Here is a 20888-nt window from a genome sequence, read left to right on the forward strand (position 1 = left end):
GCGGCGCCGGCCTGCGCTCAGCCTTCCCGGACTTCAATGTGGTACATGGCCCAAGGGCAGTTGGAAAAGCGTTGCCCCAAAGGCTTGGCGGCCGTGTCGGGAAAGCGGTCGGCGTCAAAAATACTCCACAGCGGCCCCAGGCCGCCCAGCGGTATGGGTTGACCGTCCAGGTGGGTAGCGACGATGAAACGGTACTTTTCTGCCTCGGCCGCTGTAACGTGCGCCGCATAACCGTCCACGGCGCGCAGAAACAGCGCTGTTTTTTCGGTCGCCTTCACGCCGCAGGCTTTCATCACATCGACCAGCAGCGGGCCTTTCAGGGCATGGGGCTTGCCGTCGTACTCCAGCGTTGGCTGGATGCTGAAGGCGGGCAGGGCAGTGAGGGCGGCAAAATCAAATACCTGCGCTTTGTCGAAGGTGATTTTTTGCTTGGTCATCATCCGGTCCAGGGCCGGATCGAGCGGCCCCCGGTTGCCCGCGCCGATGCGCCCGGTGACCGTCAGCAGCACTGGCCCCGAAAAGGGTTTGCGACTGTCTTTCGCCAGCGCCCATGAGGGCAAGGCCAGTGTGCCAGCGGCCAAGGTGCCCGCCATGGAGAGGCCCAGAAAATCACGTTTTTCCATAGTCAATTCTTTCTGTGTTGGGTTGTGTGCAGATGTTACACAGGTAACTTGACGCCCGGGGCAGCGCGTGGCGCGCATTATCGTTTTCCGGCTGCACAACTGCAGTGAAGTACAGTAGCTGCCAGCAGCCCGGCTTGCCCATCGGGCATGTGACCAGGCCTTTTTCATTCTCTACTTTTCCTGTCCCTATGACCACTTTTGGAACCCCTTTGTCTCCCCATGCCACCAAAGTCATGCTCCTTGGCTCGGGCGAACTGGGCAAGGAAGTGCTGATCGCGCTGCAGCGCCTGGGCGTGGAAACCATCGCCGTCGACCGTTACGACAACGCGCCTGGCCAGCAGGTGGCGCACCATGCGCGCACCCTCACCATGAGCGACCCGGCGCAACTTAAAGCGCTGATCGAGCGCGAAAAACCCGACCTGGTCGTGCCCGAGATCGAGGCGATTGCCACCGCCATGCTGGAAGAGCTTGAAACCGCCGGCGTGGTGCGGGTGGTGCCCACGGCCCGCGCTGCGCGCCTGACCATGGACCGCGAGGGCATCCGCCGGCTGGCTGCCGAAACGCTGGGCTTGCCGACCAGTCCGTATGTGTTTTGCGATTCACTGGAAGAATTGCAAAGCGCTATCGACAACAAGATCGGCTATCCCTGCGTCGTCAAGCCGGTGATGAGCTCGTCGGGCAAAGGCCAGAGCAAGATTGCCCTGCCCAAAGACGTGGCACCTGCCTGGGACCATGCGATGGCCGGCGGACGGGTCAACCACGGCCGGGTAATCGTCGAAGGCTTCATCGACTTCGACTATGAAATCACGCTGCTGACTGTGCGCGCGCTGGGGGCAGACGGCAAGGTGGAAACGCATTTTTGCGAACCGATTGGCCACCTGCAGGTCAGCGGCGACTATGTCGAAAGCTGGCAGCCGCAGCCAATGCGCCCGGGTGCGCTTGAAAGCAGCCGCGCCATTGCCAAGGCCGTGACCGACAACCTGGGCGCCGGCCCTGACGGTCAGCCCGCTGGGCTGGGCGTGTTCGGCGTCGAGTTGTTCGTCAAGGGCGACGACGTCTGGTTCAGCGAAGTCAGCCCGCGCCCGCACGACACCGGCATGGTGACGCTGTGCACCCAGTGGCAAAACGAGTTCGAGCTGCATGCGCGCGCCATCCTGGGCCTGCCGGTCAGCACCGCGCTGAAAAGCCCGGGTGCCAGCGCCGTGATCTATGGCGGTGTCGATGCGGCGGGCATCGTGTTCGACGGCGTGGCCGATGCGCTGCAGGTGCCGCAAACCGACATCCGCCTGTTCGGCAAGCCTGAGAGTTTCGTCAAGCGGCGCATGGGCGTGGCACTGGCCTTCGATGACGATGTCGAGGTGGCACGCAGCCGGGCCCGGCTGGCTGCGTCGAAAGTCACGCCCCGCGTCGCCTGATGGCGGGCAGTTGGGAAGGGAATTGGCCCGTGCGATTTTCCGAGCTGATGTCCTGGACCGACGATTCGTCGTTGCACGTTTTAATAGCAGCGCTGGTTGCGGTGGTGCTGGCGCTGCTGGTGCACCGGGTCAGCGCGAGCGTGGTGCTGCGCCTGACGCGGTCCATGCCGGTGTTGAACCGGGCAGCGCAGCAATGCCGTGCGCCGGCCCAGGTGCTGCTGCCGTTGATGGCGCTGCAGGCGGTCTGGCAGGGCGCGCCCGACAACGTTCCGCTGATCGCCGGAATTCGCCATGCCAACGGTTTGTTGCTGCTTGTCACGCTGACCTGGATGGGCCTGCGCGCTGTTCGCGGCGTGGCCCAGGGCATCATCGGCCTGTACCCGCTCAATGTGGAAGACAACCTGCAGGCGCGCGGCATCCATACCCAGACCCGGATGCTGGCCCGCACCGCCATGCTCATCATCGTCGTGGCGGGGCTGGCGCTGATTTTGATGACTTTTCCGGGCGCGCGCCAGATTGGCGCGAGCCTGCTGGCATCGGCTGGCGTCTTTGGCCTGGTGGCGGGCATTGCGGCGCGGCCGATTCTCAGCAACCTGATCTCCGGGTTGCAAATTGCGCTGGCGCAGCCGTTTCGCATCGACGACGTGCTCATCATCCAGGGCGAATGGGGCCGGGTCGAGGAAATCACCGGCACCTACGTCGTGCTGAAAATCTGGGACGAGCGCCGGCTGATCATTCCGCTGCAGTGGTTCATTGAAAACCCGTTCCAGAACTGGACGCGCAACAATGCGCAGATCATCGGCACGGTGCTCCTGTGGGTCGACTACCGCATGCCCCTGGCGCCGCTGCGCGAAGCCGCCCAGCGCGCCTGCGAGGCCGCGCACGAATGGGACCAGCGGCTGTGCCTGCTGCAGGTGGTGGAGGCGGGCGAGCGCAGCATGCAGGTGCGGGTGCTGGTGACGTCGGGTAATTCCAGCCTGAACTGGGATTTGCGCTGCAAGGTGCGCGAGGCACTGGTGGACTGCATGCAGCGTGACTGGCCGGAACATTTGCCGTTGATGCGGGGTGAAATGGGGGAACGCTCCGGCGTGGCGGCCGTTGCCCGGGCTGACCAGGACCCGTTGGCTTGAGCATGCGGCCTGGCGGTTGGCGCGCCTGATTTGTCTTGATCTGGCTGGCCGGGCAACCCCGGTTCAGCCCTCCCAGGCTGTGCTGATCCAACCAAAGACCCATCCCGCGCAGGCTTCACCTGAATTCATCAACAACCAAGACATCACCCGGCTTGATGCGGGTGCAATCACGGCGACGCGCTGGCGAGACTCGGCACCCTGGGTGGCGCTGCGGGTCAGCCGACATGTGACCGATGCCGACTACCGGCTGTTGGTGAAGAAGTCCACCGCCGCTGATCGCCATCACCGGCTACGGCCAGCCGCGCGACCTTGATGCGAGTCCCAAGCCGGCTTTCACCCCCACTACCACCTGACCATGCCGGTCGATACTGGACCGCTTGCTGGGGAGCGCGTCAGGTTCGCTTGTCAGTTCACCACAGGCCGAGCTTGGCAACTGAACGGGGCGCGCTCTGGCCCGTAAAGCTGCCAATAGCATTGGTTACTTCAAAAGTAATAGCGCTTCATGCAAGCCAGCATTGCGCAAATGCCTTTTTTGGCACTGAATCCGGGTGTAACGCCGTGCGGCCATTCACGCAACGCGCCGATAGCTGCCAGCGCAGATGGCTTCAGCGCCGCCAAAAGCGCGCATGGCTGGGTGTATAACGTAATCCCCCTCGGTCACGCGCCATGCCTTTTGCTGGCGGCGCGCTCGGCCCGGGGCTACCGAACAACCCCCCGTCGGCGCAAAGCGCGACAACCTCAAGGAACACCAGTCATGGGCGCGCAATGGAAAGCAAAAGGCAAGGATCTGGCGGCAAATGCCAGGGGCCGGGTATTTGGAAAACTGTCCAAGGACATCATGATCGCGGCGCGCAGCGGTGCTGACCCGGCGTCAAACGCGCGCTTGCGCCTGGTGGTCGAGCAGGCTCGCAAGCTCTCGATGCCCAAGGAAACACTGGACCGGGCGATCAAGAAAGGCGCCGGCCTGACCGGCGAAACGGTGCATTTCGACCACGTCATCTACGAAGGCTTTGCGCCGCACCAAGTGCCGCTGATGGTTGAATGCCTGACCGACAACGTCAACCGCACCGCGTCCGAAATGCGCGTGTTGTTTCGCAAGGGCCAACTGGGCAGCGCCGGCTCGGTGGCCTGGGACTTTGACCACATGGGCATGATCGAGGCCGAGCCGCTGGCGGCTGGCGCCGACCCGGAACTCGCTGCCATCGAGGCCGGCGCGCAGGACTTGGAGCCAGGCCATGAAGACGGCACGACGCTGTTCCTGACCGACCCCGCCGACCTGGACCTGGTCAGCCGCGCGCTGCCTGCGCAGGGCTTTACCGTGCTGACCGCCAAGCTCGGCTACAAACCGAAGAACCCCGTCAATCCGGCATCCCTGAGCGCCGGCGACCTGCACGAGGTCGAGGCCTTCCTGGCCGCCATCGACGCCAACGACGACGTGCAGAACGTCTATGTCGGCCTGGCCGGCTGAGCCTGCTTTTTCATTGCCATGAATAACCCCCCCGAGCTGATCCACATCACCGAACAGAACCATGCGGTGCTGATCGACCTGATGTATGCCAGCGAGAACAACTTCACCGGCCAGGTCATCTACGACCATCCGCTGTGCTTCTTGCATCCGCAGGCCGAAGCCGGCTTGCGCCGGGCGATTGCGGCGGCCCGGGGTTTCGGCTTTCGGCTGAAAATCCTCGACGCCTTTAGGCCGCAAGAGGCGCAGGAAGCGCTGTGGGCGGTGGCGCCCAACCCGGACTACATTGCCGACCCGAAAAAGGGATCGAACCACACGCGCGGCGTCGCCATCGACCTGACGCTGGTCGGCGCAGACGGCCAGGCGCTCGACATGGGCACGCCGGTGGACACCATGCACCCGGCGTCGCACCATTTCCACGTCGACCATCCGGCGCACATCCAGGTCAACCGCATGCGGCTGCTGACGGTGATGCTGGAAGCCGGCTTTGTCCACCATCCGCGTGAATGGTGGCACTACCAGTTGCCGGATGCCAACCAGTTTGCGCTGATAGACAGCCATGACTTCATGCGCTGCCTGCACGACGGGAGCGCCAGACCGGCGTGACGTGAAGCGCGCCAAAGCCCGAAGAATTCCGCATGGCGCGGGCGACAAGGACAACGGCATGACGGGCTCGGGCTTTGCTTAAAATCCGGCTTTTGCCGCTGCGGTATCGAACCCGGTGTTGCTCCGGCATTGCGCAGTTTCACAACCACTTCAAGGAATTTCATGGACCAGCCTATTCATCAATTCAGCGATCTTTTTGCGCAACTTGGCCTGCCCAACGACGAGGCCGCCATCCAGCAGTTCATCGCCACGCATTCCCCCCTGAGAAGCGACATTGATCTGGCCGACGCGCCGTTCTGGAACCATTCGCAAGCCGCGTTCCTCAAGGAAGAAAAGCTTGAGGATGCTGATTGGGCAGAACTGGTGGACCATCTGAACCTGGCGCTTCGCGGCTGAAGTCCTGCGCCAGCGCTGAAAATTCTCTGCGCTCCCCAGCCGGTTCGCTGACCGGTTTTTTTGAAAACCATCCATTCAAAAGGATTCGTGCCAGTGACGCCAGCATCCTGGTGGTGCCTGATCCGGCGTCTGACATCATGTTGGCGGCACAGGCATGACGCAGGCGCTGCTGGTCATCAATTCGGGCTCGTCGAGCGTCAAGTTCGCCACCTACGACGTGGTCGAGCCCGAGTCGTCGCTGGCGCGCATTGCCAACGGCCGCGCGCTGGGGACGGTGGGTCACCGGGTGGTGCATGGCAGCGAAAAGTTTGTGCGACCCGTCGTGGTGACGCCGTAAATTCTGGTGCAGCTCGACGGCTTCACACCGCTTGCGCCGCTGCATCAGGCGCACAACCTGTCGGCCATCCGCGCCATTGCCAGCGTATGCCCGGAACTGCCCCAAGTCGCCTGTTTCGACACCGAGTCCCACTCTTCAAACCAAAGCAACAACTACTGAAACGCCACTTCAGAAAAACTCCGCAGCTTGCGGCTGTGCAACTGGCTGATGCCCTCGGCGCGCAGCAACTCCACCGCCCGCATGCCAATGCGCAGATGCTGGTCCACCCGGTCACGGTAGAACTGGTTCGCCATGCCCGGCAACTTGATCTCGCCGTGCAGTGGCTTGTCGCTCACGCACAAGAGCGTGCCGTAAGGCACCCGGAAACGAAAACCGTTGGCGGCAATCGTCGCGCTTTCCATGTCCAGCGCAATCGCCCGGCTCTGGCTGAAGCGGCGCTGCACCTGGTTGCCGGGCAGCAACTCCCAGTTGCGGTTGTCGGTCGAGGCCACGGTGCCGGTGCGCATGATGCGTTTGAGGTCGGCGCCTTCTGCATTCGTCACGTCTTCCACCGCCTGCTGCAATGCCTTCTGGATCTCGGCCAGCGCCGGAATCGGCACCCATAGCGGCAGCTCTTCATCCAGCACATGGTCTTCGCGCACATAGCCGTGGGCCAGCACGTAGTCGCCCAGTTGCTGGCTGGTGCGCAGGCCGGCGCAGTGGCCGAGCATGATCCAGGCGTGCGGACGCAGCACGGCGACATGGTCGGTGATGTTCTTCGCATTGGCCGGCCCGACGCCGATGTTGACCATGGTGGTGCCGGTGCGGTCGGCCCGCACCAGGTGGTAGGCCGGCATTTGCGGCAGGCGCGGTGGTGCCAAGCCCAGTTCGTCGCCGTCCTGCGCGCCCAGGCCGGTGCGCCGTGTCACCACATTGCCCGGTTCGATGAAGGCAATGTATTCGCTGGCCGGGTTGGCCATTTCGGCATGCCCCAGCCGGACGAATTCGTCAATATAGAACTGGTAATTGGTGAACAGCACGAAGTTCTGGAACCAGTGCGGCGAAGTGCCGGTGTAGTGGCGCAGGCGTTGCAGCGAATAGTCGACGCGCGCTGCGGTGAACAGCGACAGCGGCTGCGGCTGGCCGGCAAGAGGCTCGTAGGTGCCGTTGGCAATGCCGTCGTCCATGGCGGCCAGGTCGGGCAGGTCGAACACGTCGCGCATCAGCATGCGCCGGGCCGCGCTCATCGTGCCCTCGATGTGGTCGTTCTCGGCAAACGAGAAGTGGATCGGGATTGGCTGGGTGCTGGTGCCCACTTCCAGTTCGACCTCGTGGTTTTGCATCAGCAGGCGGAATTGCGCCAGGTAGTAGTCGGCGTACAGGTCGGGCCGGGTCAGGGTGGTTTCATAGTGCCCCGGTCCGGCGACAAAACCGTAGCTCAGGTGCACGATGTCGGGCGTTTCCAGGATCGCCCGGGCCACCGTCTCGGTGTGGATGCGGACGAATGGGTAGCAGGCGCGCACATGGCCGGGCAGGGTGTCGCCGTCCAGGTAGCGCTGCATCGCGCTGCGCAGGTGGCCGATTTGCTGGTCGTAGATGGCACGCACCTGCGCCAGCGCGGCGGCCGGGTCGCGGTAACGGGTGGGGGCAATGAAGGGGGGCAGGTAGGGCATGCCTCTTATTGTGCCCCGGCTCAGCGGTAGCGCGGTACGGCGGGATTCATGCCCTGCTCGGAACGGCTTATCCGGGATAGACACGAAAACGACACATTGCGACCCTAGATTCGAACATTCAAACATCTGGAGAAAGACCATGAGTGCTGCCATTCAAATCAATACGCTGAGCAAAACCTTTGCCAATGGCCGAAAAGCCTTGCAACAGATTGACCTCTGCATTGCACCCGGAGAAATGGTGGCGCTGATCGGGGCCTCCGGCTCCGGAAAATCGACCTTGCTCCGGCATATGGCGGGCCTGATGGCGGGCGATGCCCATGCCGCAGGCTCCGTCGAGATTCATGGCCGGACCGTGCAGTGCAATGGAAAGATAGCCCCTGACATCCGCTCCGTGCGCTCGGGAGTCGGGTTCATTTTTCAGCAGTTCAATCTGGTTGGCCGCTTGCCGGTGATCATCAACGTGCTCGCGGGAACGCTGCACAGGGTCCCCCTGTGGCGCAGCCTGATCCGCTGGTTCACGTCCGAGGAAAAAGCCCGGGGCATCGAAGCGCTGCGCCGGGTGGGCATCGCCGAATGCTGGGCGCAGCGTGCCTCTACCCTTTCAGGCGGACAGCAGCAGCGCGCAGCGATTGCACGGGCCATGGTGCAGGGTGCCCGGGTGGTGCTGGCCGATGAGCCAATTGCTTCGCTTGACCCGGAGTCGGCACGCAAGGTCATGGAGGTTTTGGCCCGCGTCAACCGGGAAGACCAATGCACGGTGGTGGTCTCGCTGCACCAGGTCAATGTTGCCATGAAGTACTGTGCGCGCGCCATCGCGCTGCATCAGGGAAAAGTGGTGTACGACGGCCCCTCGGTGGGCCTGACGCCTGAAGTCCTGCGAGGGCTGTATGGCGCAGAAGCCGACGACATCTTGTCGCTGGGCGACCATATTTCCAGCCTTGAGGACAAGCTCAAACCCGTTCCGCACCTGGTATGGCCTGCCGCCATGAGGCCCTTGGCACGTGTTGCCTGAGCCGCTTTTTCATCTGTTCGTCCATGTATTCAACCTAAAGAGAAAACCACCATGATTAAAAAATTACTGGCCGCACTGGCCGCCACAGCGCTGGTCAGCCTGGCAGCGGCAGGACCTGCGGCTGCACAAACGATGAAGGAATTCAATTTCGGCATCATTTCCACCGAGTCATCCCAGAACCTGAAGTCCGACTGGCAGCCAATTCTGGACGACATGGCCCAAAAGACCGGCATGAAAATCAATGCCTTTTTTGCTTCCGACTACGCCGGAATCGTTGAAGCCATGCGCTTTAACAAGGTGCAGGCTGCCTGGTTCGGCAACAAGTCCGCCATGGAAGCCGTGGATCGCGCAAGTGGCGAGGTTTTTGCGCAGATGGTCAATGCCGACGGCGCCCAGGGCTATTACTCGCACCTGATCGTGAACAAGGACAGCCCGCTCAAGTCGATCGACGACGTGCTCAAGAACGGAAAGAATTTGTCCTTTGGCAACGGCGACCCCAACTCCACATCGGGTTTTCTGGTTCCGGGGTACTACGTTTTTGCGAAGAACAAGATCGACCCCAAAACCTTTTTCAAGGTGACACGCGGCGCCAACCATGAAAGCAACGGGCTGGCAGTGGCCAACAAGCAGATCGATGTCGCCACCAACAACAGCGAAAACCTTGAAAAGATGAAGGAGCGCCTGCCCGAGAAGTTCAACGACATCCGCGTCGTCTGGACCTCGCCGCTGATTCCGCTGGACCCACTGGTGATGCGCAAGGATTTACCGCAAGCCACCAAGACAAGCGTGCGTGACTTCTTCTACAACTACGGCAAGAACAGCCAGCAGGAAAAGGACAACCTGATGAAGCTCTCCAAGCTCTCGGGCTTCAAGGCCTCAACCAACGCGCAGCTGGTTCCGATTCGCCAGCTTGAACTGTTCAAGGAAAGAAACAAGTTCGAAGCCGATGCCGGCATGACGGCGGCCGACAAGCAGGTCAAGCTCGCAGAGATTGACAAAAAGCTGACCGACCTGGGCCAGTGAGGATGTCGCTTTACCTTGATTTTTTGACTTTGGCTTTGATGACATGACCTCTCCTGCTTCCCCCTTGGTGGCTCCTTCCCTCCACACCCGATTGCCAAAAACCAGCCTGTTGGCGATGCTCGGTTGGGCCGGTGTTCTCGCGCTGCTGGCGGCTTCCTGGAAGGGCGCAGACATGCGTCCGCTGGACCTGGTGCGTGATTCCGGCAACATGGCGCAATACGCGGCGGATTTTTTCCCGCCGGACTTCGGCCAGTGGCGCTTCTATATGCAGGAAATGGTGGTGACCCTGCAGATTGCCTTGTGGGGTACGGCGCTGGCCGTGGTGTTTGCCGTTCCGCTGGGCTTGCTTTCATCGGCCAATATCGCACCAGCCTGGATTCGGCAGCCAGTCAGGCGGCTGATGGATGCGGCGCGCGCCATCAACGAAATGGTGTTTGCGATGCTCTTCATCGTGGCCGTGGGACTGGGGCCGTTTGCCGGTGTTCTGGCCTTGTTTGTGCATACCACGGGAGTGCTGGCCAAGCTTTTTTCCGAGGCTGTGGAGTCGATTGACGCGCAGCCGGTCGAAGGCATACGTGCGACCGGCGCCAATGCGCTGGAAGAAATTGTCTACGGCATCATTCCGCAGGTCTTGCCGCTGTGGATTTCATATACCTTGTACCGTTTCGAATCCAATGTCCGTTCGGCCTCTGTTGTGGGCATGGTCGGGGCTGGTGGCGTTGGCGTCATCCTGTGGGAAATCATCCGGAGCTTCCAATATGCACAAACCTGTGCAGTGATGGTCATTATTGTGGTGACGGTCACGGTGATTGACCTGGTGTCGGCCCGCATCCGCACCGCCTTGGTGTAGGGGGTGTCATGGCTTTGACGATTGAGCAGATCACGGCGTTATTTCGTGTGCAGGGTAGGGTGCAATATGGCTCGGAAGCCGTCAGTCAGCTTCAGCATGCCCTGCAATGCGCGCACCTGGCCGAGCGAGCCGGCAGCGCGCCCGCGCTGATTTCTGCAGCCTTGCTGCATGACCTTGGCCATTTGCTGGCCCCTGAACCTGTGGATAAAACGTCTGGCAAGGACGACCTGCACCAGTACGTGGCCATTCCATTTTTGCGCGGCGTGTTTTGTGCTGCCGTGATCGAGCCCATCCGCCTGCATGTGGAGGCCAAACGCTATCTTTGTCATGTGGAAAAACACTACCGGGCTGGTTTGTCATCAGCCTCCTGGCGCAGCCTGATGGTTCAGGGCGGGGCGTTTTCAAGTGCACAAGCAGCCGCTTTCATCGCCAGTCCGCATGCGAGGGAGGCGGTGGAATTGCGTCGTTGGGACGATCTGGCCAAGGACCCCGCCGCGAAGCCGCCCGACTGGACCCACTATGCGGGTATTTTGGCGTGTGCGGGCAGGGCTTTCGCCCCGCGCCCCAGCTGATCCAGACCATGCGCTTTTTCAGCGCATGGGGTCCGGGCCGGTGAGGTAATCGGCCAGCTGCTGGCCTGCCACTCCTACGCTGCTGTCGTTGGCGATCACGCATTCGGCTTTTAGGCCGTCAAACAAACTGTTACGCGCGAGCCGTTGGGCGACCGCGCTGTCGGCATCCCTGCCGCGCAGCTTCAGGCGCTCGGCCAGGTGCACGGGGTCGGCCGTGATGTGCACCACCCGAACATTGGCTGATGGCGCCAATTGATGGACATGCGCACGTGAGCCATTGACCACCACGAGGCGTCCGGCTTGCACATCGGCGGCGTAGCGCTGGGCAATGCCGTAATAAAACCCATGCGCCTTCCAGTGCCAGCTCAGCCCCCCGGTGTGCATCAGGCCAAGGAAGTCTGTTTCGTTCACCGGGTCGTGGTCTGAACCGGTTTGGGCAGGCCGCGTCACCAAGCGGCGCGAAAAAACGATGTCCCTGCGTTCCCTCATCGTCTGTTGCGCTGAGGCGATCACGCTGTCTTTGCCCACACCGGAAGGGCCGCAGATGAAAATCCATGCACCGCTCATGGCTGCAGTTTCAGGTCAATCAGTCGGAGAAACGGCGCACCCGGCGTTCGTTCAACAAACAGGCAGAGCTGATCCAGCCACAGCGGGGATTCGGCATTGAGACGGCATGTCACGGGCGTTACGGCGTCAGACACGCGCTGTGCCATGGACGGCTCCACGGGACCCGTCAGCGTCATGTGCAACCGAAAGCGCTCCATCACATGGGGGTAGCCGTAGCATGCCAACAGTTCGGCCTCCCGTGCGTCAAGTGGTTCGGCCCGGCGGCGCGCAAGCTCGGCCTGCAGCAGCGGCGCACGCAAGTCATCAAGTTCCTGCACGCAGGCTGCGGCCAGTGCAGACAGGCCTGCGGGCGGTGTGTCAGGCGTCAGGGCCATGAAGCTGTCAAGCGCTGCCAGGCGAAGCGGGCCCAAAGGCAGCGGTTTGAGCGAGTGGGCGAGCGTCTTCAGCCGCGAGACCAGTGCCTGTTCATCGTGGCCTGGCGTCAGGCGGAAAGGGGCTTTCAAGGTGGCATGAAAGCCGTAACGCCTGGGCTCCTGGGTGATGCTGGCAAGCGCCTCAGGTGAAATCCCTGCCAGCCGTGGCTGGGCCAGCGCGGTGTTGTCGTATTCGTCACGGCCCAGCCAATGTGCGCCGAATGTTCGCCAGGGCGAGTGTTTGCCGGGTGCAAAATAAACGGCATAACGCGGGCTCATGACACACCTGCCGCGCTGACGACAAGCTGAAAGCGGTCGCCGCAAAAGACCGTTTCTCCGTACTTGATGGGCTGCTTGTCCATGTCCACGTCCAGGCCTTCTACGCACAGCACCGGACGGGATACGGGTTGTTTCAGCAGGCGTGCCGTTTCGTCCGAAGGCATTTGCGTGGTGATGCGGCTTTCGGCGCGCAGATAGTCTTCAACGCCGAAGTGGCGCAGTATTTCGGTGGCTCGGGTGCCGTCGTTCAGCATGTCCAGCAACCCGTCAAATCGTTGTGCCGGGTAATAGGCCGTTGCCAGACACAGCGGCTGCTCGTTCGCCTCATCGAGTATTTCCACCATCAGCACCTGGTCGCCTTTGCCGAGTTTGAGCTCGTGCGCCACCCGCTCTGGTGCCGGCATTTTGCGTGCGGTCAGCAACTGCTGGCTGGACAACAAACCCTGCCGTTTCATGTTTTCTGTGAAGCGTGTGCGGCGCGACAACTCGTAGTCGAGCAAGGCGTGCTGAACAAAAGTGCCGCGCCCCGGTTCGATGCGAACCAGCCCTTCCAGCTGCAGCGCGGCCACCGCCTGGCGCAGTGTATGGCGGTTCACGCCAAAGCGTGCCGCCAGCTCGGTTTCGCTGGGCAGACGGCCAGTCCCGCAGAAGCTGCGGTCACGTATTTCTGTGCTGAGTTGATCGGCAATTTTCTTCCAGACGGCCACGCCGCTGCGTCGACCCGGAGTGCTGAAAAGGGGTGGGTTGGTTGTCATCATTCGGTCATGTTGTCCAGTTGAACTAGCTACTCTGCACACGCCGGATGCGTTGGCAGCAACAAACTTAACTCTAGTGACTGATTTAGACATCTGTATGACAAACCAGGCAATGAACACAAGTAACGAGCCGCGCAGACGATGGCTGGCCATACTGGCACGGGCCAGCCGGCCTGAGCTTGAGGCTGCACTGATGCCATTCGGCGACCTGCCGCCCCTTGCGCATGTCAGGGCGCCGGAGCCCGGCATGGTCATGCTGCGCGGACGTGTTGGCGGCACCGGCGACGCCTTCAATCTGGGGGAGGCCAGTGTCACGCGCTGCGCCTTGCGCGTGGGTGCCAGTGCCCTGGGGGTGGGTTATGCGCTGGGGCGTGATCGCCGCAAGGCCGAGCTGATTGCCATTTTTGATGCATGGCTCCAGGATGCCGGGCGCCATGCGCGTTTGCAGCGCGAGGTGGTAGAGCCGCTGGCAATACAGCAGGCGGCACAACGGAGTACGGCCAGCCAGGCGGCAGCCACTTCCAAGGTCGAATTTTTCACTTTTGTCCGGGGCGAAACATGAGCTACACCAATTCCATCAGCCTTGGCTTTGCCGACCCTGTGCATGACGCGCAACGGGCTTTTCGCGGGGCTCTTGACGCCTTGGCGCGTCCCGGACGGCGCTTGACGGTGGGCCAGCCCGTGAAAGGTCTTGCCCTTGGTCCGGCGATGGCGCACCTGCTGCTGGCACTGACCGACGATGACACCCCCGTGTGGTGGCAGCAGCCCGATGCCCGGACCGCAGGCTGGTTGCGCTTTCATACCGGCGCACCGCTGGCGGAAAACCCTGCCGAAGCTGCTTTTGCGGTACTGGGCGTGACCACGGCATGGCCGCCGCAGTACATGTTTGCACCGGGGTCGATGACCTCGCCCGAAGGTTCTGCCACCTTGCTGGTAGAGGTTCCTTCGCTTGATGACGGTCCTGCCCTGGAGTGGCGCGGCCCCGGCATTCGCGACATGCAGACCGTGCAGATTGCCGGCTTGCCTGAAAACTTCTGGACGCAATGGCAAGCCAGTCAGGCGTCGTTTCCGCAAGGCGTGGACATCATCTTTACCTGCGCAGACGCCGCGCTGGGTTTGCCGCGCACCACCCGTGTGCGGCGTCTGAAGGGTATTTGACATGTATGTTGCAGTCAAGGGCGGCGCGATCGCCATAGAAAATTCCTGGCGCCTGCTGGCCGAGCAGCGCCGTGGCGATGCCGCTTTGCCGGTGCTGTCGGTGGCGCAGATACGGTCGCAATTGCCGCTGGCGGTGGACCGCGTCATGACGGAAGGCTCGCTCTACGACCCTGAGCTGGCGGCGCTCGCCATCAAGCAGGCGAGCGGGGATCTGGTCGAGGCCATTTTTCTATTGCGCGCCTACCGGACCACGCTGCCGCGTTTTGGCTACAGCCTGCCGATGGACACCGCAAAAATGCAGCTGATGCGCCGTGTGTCTGCCACTTTCAAGGACGTTCCGGGAGGGCAGATTCTGGGCGCGACCTACGACTACACGCAGCGCCTGCTTGATTTTTCCCTGCTCGCCGATGAAGCGGCGGGCAGCCATGCGGACGAAGGCGGCCAAAGTGACGCTGGAAACGCCGGCCCCGGCGACCCGACTTCTTCGACCCAGACCCTGCCCGCCAGCCTGCCGAGAGTGAACGACCTGATGACGCGCGAAGGACTGCTGGAGACGCCGTACCCCACGCCAGGTGCCGAGCCCGGTGACCTGACGCGTGAGCCGCTCATGTTTCCGGCTGATCGACCGCTTCGGCTGCAGGCGCTGGCGCGCGGCGACGAAGGCTGGCTGCTGGCGCTGGGCTACTCGACGCAGCGCGGCTATGCCAATGCGCATCCGTTTGCCGGCGAAATCCGGCGCGGAAAAATCTCGGTGGAAATACTGCCCGACGAGTTGGGCTTCCCCCTTGACATCGGCGATATAGAAGTCACCGAGTGCCAGATGATCAACCAGTTTTCTGGCAGCCGTGACGTGCCGCCGCAGTTCACCCAAGGCTACGGTTTGGCCTTCGGGGGCGCCGAGCGCAAGAGCATGGCCATGGCGCTGGTGGACCGCGCGCTGCGAGCCCGTGAACTGGGCGAGCTGGCCGTGGCGCCCGCGCAGGACGAGGAATTCGTGCTGGCGCATGCCGACAGCCTGGAGGCTTCCGGCTTTGTGCAGCACCTCAAACTGCCGCACTACGTGGACTTCCAGTCGGAGCTCGAACTGGTGCGCAAATTGCGCATGGCCCATGCCCAGGAACACATCCAAGCGCCGCCGCACGACTCAAATCGCGAGCAGGCCGCGGGTGAACACGCCGGGCACAGCCCGGCACCCTTGACACAGAAAGCCGCATGATGGACGAACACTACAACTTCGGGTTTCTTGACGAGCGCACCAAAAAAATGATTCGTCGCGCCATGCTCAAGGCGGTGGCCATTCCCGGCTACCAGGTTCCCTTTGGCTCGCGCGAGATGCCCTTTGCCTACGGCTGGGGCACCGGCGGCGTACAGGTCACGGCCAGCATCATTGGGCGCGACGATGTGCTCAAGGTGATCGACCAGGGCGCTGACGACACCACCAATGCCGTCAACATCCGCCGCTTTTTTGCCCGTACCACCGGCGTGCCGACCACCGAAAAGACGAGCCATGCCAGCATCATTCAAACCCGTCACCGCATTCCCGAAACAGCCTTGACCGAGGCGCAGATCATCGTGTACCAGGTGCCCATGCCCGAGCCGCTGTTCAGGCTGGAGCCGCGCCTGAGGGAAACCATCACCCTGCATGCGCTGGCCGAATACGGACTGATGAATGTCAAGCTCTACGAAGACATCGCTCAGCTTGGCGCCATCTCGAAAACCTACGACTACCCGGTGCTGGTCAACGAGCGCTACCTCACTTCGCCCTCGCCAATCCCGAAATTCGACAATCCCAAGATGCACATGAACCCGGCCTTGCAACTGTTTGGCGCGGGGCGCGAAAAGCGCATTTACGCCATTCCACCGTACACCAGCGTGCGCAGCCTTGACTTCGAGGACCACCCGTTCGAAGTCCAGCGCTGGGACCATGCCTGCGCCCTGTGCGGGGCAGCAGACAGCTTTCTGGATGAAATGATCGTCGACGACCAGGGCAGCCGCCTGTTTGTCTGCTCGGACAGCGACTATTGCAGCGAGCGGCGTGATGCCGGTCACGTCGGGGCCCAGCAAGCGGTCCATTTGGCCGATGCCCTGGCGCAGACAGCATTCGATTCATCCGGGCAAACACCCGTCGCAGTGAAGGCGGCTGCATGAACAACGACCTTCTTTTATCCGTGCGCGGTGCCGGCAAACAGTTCATGCAGGGCAACCGCTTGCGCTGGGCCTGCCGAGACGTGAATTTCGAGCTGTATCCGGGCGAGGTGCTGGCCGTGGTCGGCGAGTCCGGCTCGGGCAAGTCCACGCTGCTGCGCCTGCTCGCTTCACGCCTGCCGTGCGACGAGGGTTCGGTGCATTACAACCTGCGTGAAGACGGACAAACCCGCATGGGCGTGCAGTCTGCGCCGCTGGGGGCGGACACTGCGGGCATGGTCGATCTGGCCGGCCTGTCCGAGGCCAGGCTGCGCTGGTTGGCGCGCACGGACTGGGGCTATGTCGAGCAGCATGCGCGCGACGGCTTGCGCATGAATGTCTCGGGCGGCGCCAATATCGGCGAGCGCATGATGGCGCTGGGCAGCCGCCACTATGGCCAGCTGCGCACCCAGGCGCTGACGTGGATGGAGCGCGTCGAGCTGGATGCAGGCCGGATCGATGACCTGCCCGACACCTACTCCGGCGGCATGCAGCAGCGCCTGCAGATTGCGCGCAACCTGGTGACCCATCCCCGGCTGGTGTTCATGGACGAGCCCACCACCGGGCTGGACGTGTCGGTCCAGGCGCGTCTGCTCGATCTGCTGCGCGAACTGGTCGACCAGCTGAATCTGGCCGCCGTGATCGTGACACATGACCTGGCCGTGGCAAGACTGCTGGCGCACCGCATGCTGGTCATGAAAGACGGGCGGGTGGTCGAGCAGGGCCTGACGGACCGCGTGCTTGACGACCCGCAACACCCGTACACCCAACTGCTGGTTTCCTCCATCCTCACCCCCTGAGGCCTGTTCTTCACACTTTTTGGCAACCCTCCATGACTGCTTTGCTTGAAGCCCATGACCTTTCAAAAACCTTCACGCTGCACGGGCGCCGCGGCATCGCGCTGCCCGTGCTGGCCGGTGTCAACCTGAGCGTGCGCGCTGGCGAATGCCTGGCGCTGAGCGGCCACTCCGGCAGCGGCAAAAGCTCGTTGCTGCGCTGCCTCTACGGCAACTACGGCGTCAGCGGCGGCCAGGTGCGCATTCGCCACGAGAACCAGTGGGTCAACCTGTCAGAGGCGGCGCCGCGCCAGGTGCTCGACGTGCGCCGACATACCCTGGGCTACGTGTCGCAGTTTTTGCGTGTGATCCCTCGGGTGTCCACGCTCGATATCGTGGCCGAGCCGCTGCAGCGGCTTGGCGTTGCAACCGACGAGGCGCGCCGGCAAGCGGCCCAGTGGCTGGAGCGCCTGAACCTGCACGAGCGCCTGTGGCACCTGCCGCCAGCGACGTTTTCAGGCGGTGAACAGCAACGCGTGAACATTGCGCACGGCCTGATTGCCAGCCACCCGGTGCTGCTGCTGGACGAACCCACCGCCTCGCTGGATGCGGACAATCGCCGCATCGTGGTGGCGCTGATCCGTGCAGCCTGCGCGCGCGGCGCTGCCGTGGTCGGCATTTTTCATGACGACGAAGTACGCCGCGCGGTCGCCAGCCGATGCTTTGACGTCGAACACACTCTCCCAATTCTTTGAACCGGACAACACAGCCCATGACGCAAAAGATCATCAAAAACGCAAAAATTGTGACAGCCACCGAGGAGTTCACCGGCTGCATGGTGCTGGAGGGCGGCATCATCCGTAGCGTCGAGCGGGGCGGCACATCGGTCGCGGGTGCTGACGACTGGGCCGGTGACTGGTTGCTGCCGGGACTGGTTGAATTGCACACCGACAACCTTGAAAAACACCTGATGCCGCGCCCCGGCGTGCTCTGGAACGCGCATTCCGCCACCGTCACGCACGATGCCCAGTGCGCGGCGGCCGGCATCACCACGGTGCTCGACTCCATCGTGATCGGCAACCTGGATGGCGCGCGCAGCCAGACCCAGCACATGGCTATCCAGGCCCTGCATGAATGCCGGGACGAAGGGCTGCTGCGGGTCGAGCACCTGCTGCATCTGCGCTGCGAGGTGTCGGCGCCCGACATCGTGGAGGTGTTTGCCCGCTACGCCGACGATGCGCTGCTTGAACTGGTCAGCGTGATGGACCACACCCCCGGCCAGCGCCAGTGGCGCGACCTGGGCAAATACCGCCATTACACCGAGCGCAATGGCAGTTACAGCGACGCCGACTACGAGGCGCTGGTGGTGGCGCTCAAAGCGCACCAGGCGCGCTACGCCATTCCCAACCGTGCCGCCATCGTTGCTGCAAGCCATGCCCGCAACAAGCCACTCGCCAGCCATGACGACACTGACGTTGAGCACGTCGAGCAGGCCGGCCGGGAACGCATTGCCATCTCGGAATTTCCCACCACGGTGGCGGCCGCCCAGGCAGCTCGCCAACTGGGCATTGCCATCGTCATGGGGGGCCCCAACCTGGTCAAGGGCGGATCGCATTCGGGCAATGTGTCGGCAGCAGAATTGGCGCAGCTTGACCTGCTTGACATCTTTTCGTCCGACTACGTCCCCGCCAGCCTGCTGCAGGCGGCCTTTTTGCTGCGCGATACCGTGGGCTGGAGCCTGCCCAAAGCCATCAACACCATCACCCGCAACCCGGCCCGCGCCATTGGCCTGACGGATCGAGGTGAACTGGCGCCCGGCCTGCGGGCTGACCTGATCCGGGTTCGGATGAGCGGCGACATGCCCATCGTGCGGGGCGCGTGGCACCGGGGTGAACGGGCGTTTTGACGCCTGCGCCGCAGCCCCGGGCGGCGGCGTGAACGTAGCAATTTTTTAGATGAAAAGTGCTTTTGGCGCAATGGTGGTGAGAGATTTAAGCTATTGAATAAATAGCAAAATTTTGCAAAGGCTTAGCGCTTGACCGCCTCTCGCATGGTCACAAACTCTTCGGCCATCGTCGGGTGGATGCCGATGGTGCTGTCAAACACCGCTTTGGTCGCACCGGCTTTCATCGCCACGGCAAAGCCCTGCACGACTTCACCGGCGTCGGGGCCGACCATGTGCAGTCCGACCACGCGGTCTGTGGCGTCTTCGACGATCAGCTTGAGCAGCGAGCGCTCGGTACTGCCGCTCAGCGTGTGCTTGAGCGCCTTGAAGTCGCTGCAGAAGACGCTGATCTTGCCGAATTTTTCGCTCGCCTCAAGTTCTGTATAGCCCACTGTGCCGATGTTCGGGTGCGTGAACACCGCAGTCGGGATAAAGTCATAACTCATGCCGCGCGGTTTTTTGCCGGCTGCCGGACCGAACAATGCATCGACCACGACCATTGCCTCGGCCAGCGCCACCGGCGTGAGCTGCACCCGTGCCGTCACGTCGCCAACGGCGTAGATGGACGGCACCGAGGTCTGGTACTGGTCGTTCACCTCGATGGCGCCGGCCTTGCCCTGCTGCACCCCAGCGGCGTCCAGGCCCAGGCCCTCGACCAGCGGCACGCGGCCGGTGGCATACAGCACCGTATCAACAGTGATGTGGCTGCCATCGAGCAAGTGCACCTGCAGGCAATTGTCGATACGCTCGATAGACACCACGTCGGTGCTGAGGCGCAGGTTCACGCCGGTTTTGACCATTTCGCCGGCAATGAAGGTGCGCACTTGTTCGTCAAAGCCGCGCAGCACCTGGTGGCCCCGGTAGAGCTGCGTGACGTCGGAACCCATGCCATTGAAGATCGAGGCAAACTCGCAGGCGATGTAGCCGCCGCCGACCACCAGCAGGCGTTGCGGGAAGGGCGACAGGTCAAACATCTCGTTGGAGCTGATGACGTGTTCGCTCCCCGGAAATTCAGGAATGCTGGGCTTGCCGCCCGTGGCAATCAGAATATTTTTGGCGCTGTAACGCTTGCCGCCGACGTCCACCGTGTGCGTATCAATTAGCGTGGCCCAGCCGTTGAGGGTCTGCACGCCTGCGCTTTTGAGCAGCTGGACATAAATGCCATTAAGGCGCGAAATCTCGCGGGCACGGTTGGACTTGAGGGTGTCCCAGTTCAGCACGGGCGCTTCGCCGACCCAGCCGAAGCCATGCGATTCCTCGAAGCTTTCAGCGAAATGGGCCGCGTAACTGTAGAGTTTTTTCGGAATGCAGCCCAGGTTGACGCAGGTGCCCCCCATGTCGGCCACTTCGGCCAGGCCGACGCGGACGCCGCGCTGCGCCGCCATGCGTGCCGCACGAACGCCGCCGCTGCCGCCGCCGATCACAAAAAGGTCAAAGTCAAAAGTCTGCATAGATGTTTCCTGTTCACGCGAATGAAGCGTGACCTTATCACTGTGCACAGCTTATTTTGCGGTGGGGGCATGTAGCGCGCCCGCTGAAATACCGACCGATGGCGAAAGAAAGAAAGACGGGCATGCCTGGGGTGTTGGAAGACGGCAACAGTGCGTTGGGCCACGGCACCTCGTTAACCGATGGCCCATGGCCGATGGGACGCGTCAGCCCTGGGCGGGTTGCCGCGTGGCGTCGCGCACGGGCCGGGGCGCCGGCTCGATGCTTGTAATGGCGAGTTT

At 62.6% G+C, this 20888-nt stretch carries 25 protein-coding genes; 19 read left to right on the forward strand and 6 right to left on the reverse strand.

The features are described 5' to 3' along the window. Positions 1-17 precede the first annotated feature (17 nt). Entirely contained in the window at positions 18-623 is a 606-nt protein-coding gene (locus tag IWX87_RS02340) for a molybdopterin-dependent oxidoreductase (protein WP_196861910.1), read from the reverse strand. A gap of 188 nt (positions 624-811) precedes the next feature. On the opposite strand from IWX87_RS02340, the gene purT reads away from it, so the two are divergent. From purT to IWX87_RS02380, 8 genes are all read left to right on the forward strand, one after another. Further along, entirely contained in the window at positions 812-2038 is a 1227-nt protein-coding gene (gene purT / locus IWX87_RS02345; protein ID WP_196861911.1) for a formate-dependent phosphoribosylglycinamide formyltransferase, read from the forward strand. Positions 2039-2085: 47 nt separating this feature from the next. Next, positions 2086-3168, forward strand: a complete 1083-nt coding sequence (locus IWX87_RS02350; RefSeq protein WP_196862194.1) for a mechanosensitive ion channel family protein — start codon at positions 2086-2088, stop codon at positions 3166-3168. Positions 3169-3247: 79 nt separating this feature from the next. Next, positions 3248-3481 carry a hypothetical protein gene (locus IWX87_RS02355; protein WP_196861912.1) on the forward strand — a complete coding sequence of 78 codons (234 nt, stop codon included), beginning with the start codon at positions 3248-3250 and terminating at the stop codon, positions 3479-3481. A gap of 441 nt (positions 3482-3922) precedes the next feature. After that, positions 3923-4636, forward strand: a complete 714-nt coding sequence (locus IWX87_RS02360; protein ID WP_196861913.1) for a YebC/PmpR family DNA-binding transcriptional regulator — start codon at positions 3923-3925, stop codon at positions 4634-4636. Between the two features lie 18 nt (positions 4637-4654). Further along, complete coding sequence (gene ddpX / locus IWX87_RS02365; RefSeq protein ID WP_196861914.1) at positions 4655-5239, forward strand: D-alanyl-D-alanine dipeptidase; 585 nt, start codon at positions 4655-4657, stop codon at positions 5237-5239. A 162-nt stretch (positions 5240-5401) separates the two neighbouring features. After that, the gene (locus IWX87_RS02370; RefSeq protein ID WP_196861915.1) at positions 5402-5635 is read left to right on the forward strand and encodes a DUF2789 domain-containing protein; all 234 of its coding nucleotides are present in this window, start codon (positions 5402-5404) and stop codon (positions 5633-5635) included. A gap of 154 nt (positions 5636-5789) precedes the next feature. Next, positions 5790-5972 (forward strand): hypothetical protein, encoded by a 183-nt coding sequence (locus IWX87_RS02375; protein ID WP_196861916.1) that lies wholly within the window; start codon positions 5790-5792, stop codon positions 5970-5972. 6 nt (positions 5973-5978) lie between these two features. Beyond that, positions 5979-6131, forward strand: coding sequence for a hypothetical protein (locus tag IWX87_RS02380; RefSeq protein ID WP_196861917.1), 153 nt, complete (start codon positions 5979-5981; stop codon positions 6129-6131). On the opposite strand, the gene IWX87_RS02385 is transcribed toward IWX87_RS02380, so the two are convergent. Then, entirely contained in the window at positions 6125-7624 is a 1500-nt protein-coding gene (locus IWX87_RS02385; protein WP_196861918.1) for an AMP nucleosidase, read from the reverse strand. The two genes, IWX87_RS02380 and IWX87_RS02385, sit on opposite strands and share 7 nt — an antisense overlap. A gap of 139 nt (positions 7625-7763) precedes the next feature. Between IWX87_RS02385 and phnC the strand changes: the two genes are divergently transcribed. Genes phnC through IWX87_RS02405 form a run of 4 tightly spaced genes read left to right on the forward strand, consistent with a single transcriptional unit; the run spans position 7764 to position 11081 of the window. After that, positions 7764-8636 carry a phosphonate ABC transporter ATP-binding protein gene (phnC, locus tag IWX87_RS02390; RefSeq protein WP_196861919.1) on the forward strand — a complete coding sequence of 291 codons (873 nt, stop codon included), beginning with the start codon at positions 7764-7766 and terminating at the stop codon, positions 8634-8636. Positions 8637-8687: 51 nt separating this feature from the next. Continuing rightward, a complete protein-coding gene (gene phnD, locus IWX87_RS02395; RefSeq protein ID WP_196861920.1) occupies positions 8688-9659 on the forward strand; it encodes a phosphonate ABC transporter substrate-binding protein in 972 nt (323 codons plus the stop codon). A 43-nt stretch (positions 9660-9702) separates the two neighbouring features. Then, a complete protein-coding gene (gene phnE / locus IWX87_RS02400) occupies positions 9703-10509 on the forward strand; it encodes a phosphonate ABC transporter, permease protein PhnE (RefSeq protein ID WP_196861921.1) in 807 nt (268 codons plus the stop codon). Positions 10510-10517: 8 nt separating this feature from the next. Then, entirely contained in the window at positions 10518-11081 is a 564-nt protein-coding gene (locus tag IWX87_RS02405) for a phosphonate degradation HD-domain oxygenase (protein WP_196861922.1), read from the forward strand. An 18-nt stretch (positions 11082-11099) separates the two neighbouring features. Here the strand turns inward: IWX87_RS02405 and IWX87_RS02410 are convergent, their stop codons facing one another. From IWX87_RS02410 to phnF, 3 genes are read right to left on the reverse strand one after another with little or no spacing between them, the layout of a single operon-like run. Continuing rightward, positions 11100-11648, reverse strand: coding sequence for an AAA family ATPase (locus tag IWX87_RS02410; RefSeq protein WP_196861923.1), 549 nt, complete (start codon positions 11646-11648; stop codon positions 11100-11102). Next, positions 11645-12340: a DUF1045 domain-containing protein gene (locus IWX87_RS02415; RefSeq protein ID WP_196861924.1), complete on the reverse strand. Its 696-nt coding sequence runs from the start codon at positions 12338-12340 to the stop codon at positions 11645-11647. The genes IWX87_RS02410 and IWX87_RS02415 overlap by 4 nt, the downstream gene beginning before the upstream one ends. Continuing rightward, positions 12337-13095 (reverse strand): phosphonate metabolism transcriptional regulator PhnF, encoded by a 759-nt coding sequence (phnF, locus tag IWX87_RS02420; protein WP_196862195.1) that lies wholly within the window; start codon positions 13093-13095, stop codon positions 12337-12339. Before phnF ends, IWX87_RS02415 begins: the two co-directional genes overlap by 4 nt. A gap of 97 nt (positions 13096-13192) precedes the next feature. On the opposite strand from phnF, the gene phnG reads away from it, so the two are divergent. The 7 genes from phnG to IWX87_RS02455 are packed head-to-tail and all read left to right on the forward strand — an operon-like array spanning position 13193 to position 19119. Then, on the forward strand, positions 13193-13657 hold the full coding sequence (gene phnG / locus IWX87_RS02425; RefSeq protein ID WP_196861925.1) for a phosphonate C-P lyase system protein PhnG: 465 nt from the start codon (positions 13193-13195) through the stop codon (positions 13655-13657). After that, positions 13654-14253 carry a phosphonate C-P lyase system protein PhnH gene (phnH, locus tag IWX87_RS02430; protein ID WP_196861926.1) on the forward strand — a complete coding sequence of 200 codons (600 nt, stop codon included), beginning with the start codon at positions 13654-13656 and terminating at the stop codon, positions 14251-14253. The genes phnG and phnH overlap by 4 nt, the downstream gene beginning before the upstream one ends. 1 nt (position 14254) lies before the next feature. Beyond that, the gene (locus IWX87_RS02435) at positions 14255-15469 is read left to right on the forward strand and encodes a carbon-phosphorus lyase complex subunit PhnI (RefSeq protein WP_196861927.1); all 1215 of its coding nucleotides are present in this window, start codon (positions 14255-14257) and stop codon (positions 15467-15469) included. Beyond that, positions 15466-16401: an alpha-D-ribose 1-methylphosphonate 5-phosphate C-P-lyase PhnJ gene (locus IWX87_RS02440; RefSeq protein WP_196861928.1), complete on the forward strand. Its 936-nt coding sequence runs from the start codon at positions 15466-15468 to the stop codon at positions 16399-16401. Before IWX87_RS02435 ends, IWX87_RS02440 begins: the two co-directional genes overlap by 4 nt. Before the next feature lie 44 nt (positions 16402-16445). Further along, positions 16446-17237, forward strand: a complete 792-nt coding sequence (gene phnK, locus IWX87_RS02445; protein ID WP_231374572.1) for a phosphonate C-P lyase system protein PhnK — start codon at positions 16446-16448, stop codon at positions 17235-17237. A 32-nt stretch (positions 17238-17269) separates the two neighbouring features. Beyond that, entirely contained in the window at positions 17270-17968 is a 699-nt protein-coding gene (phnL, locus tag IWX87_RS02450) for a phosphonate C-P lyase system protein PhnL (RefSeq protein ID WP_196861930.1), read from the forward strand. A gap of 17 nt (positions 17969-17985) precedes the next feature. Next, positions 17986-19119 (forward strand): alpha-D-ribose 1-methylphosphonate 5-triphosphate diphosphatase, encoded by a 1134-nt coding sequence (locus IWX87_RS02455; protein ID WP_196861931.1) that lies wholly within the window; start codon positions 17986-17988, stop codon positions 19117-19119. Between the two features lie 122 nt (positions 19120-19241). On the opposite strand, the gene gorA is transcribed toward IWX87_RS02455, so the two are convergent. Beyond that, the gene (gene gorA, locus IWX87_RS02460; protein WP_196861932.1) at positions 19242-20609 is read right to left on the reverse strand and encodes a glutathione-disulfide reductase; all 1368 of its coding nucleotides are present in this window, start codon (positions 20607-20609) and stop codon (positions 19242-19244) included. Positions 20610-20888: the final 279 nt, after the last annotated feature.

Origin of the sequence: Polaromonas sp. CG_9.7, assembly GCF_015752205.1 — a bacterium.
GTDB lineage: Bacteria > Pseudomonadota > Gammaproteobacteria > Burkholderiales > Burkholderiaceae_C > Polaromonas.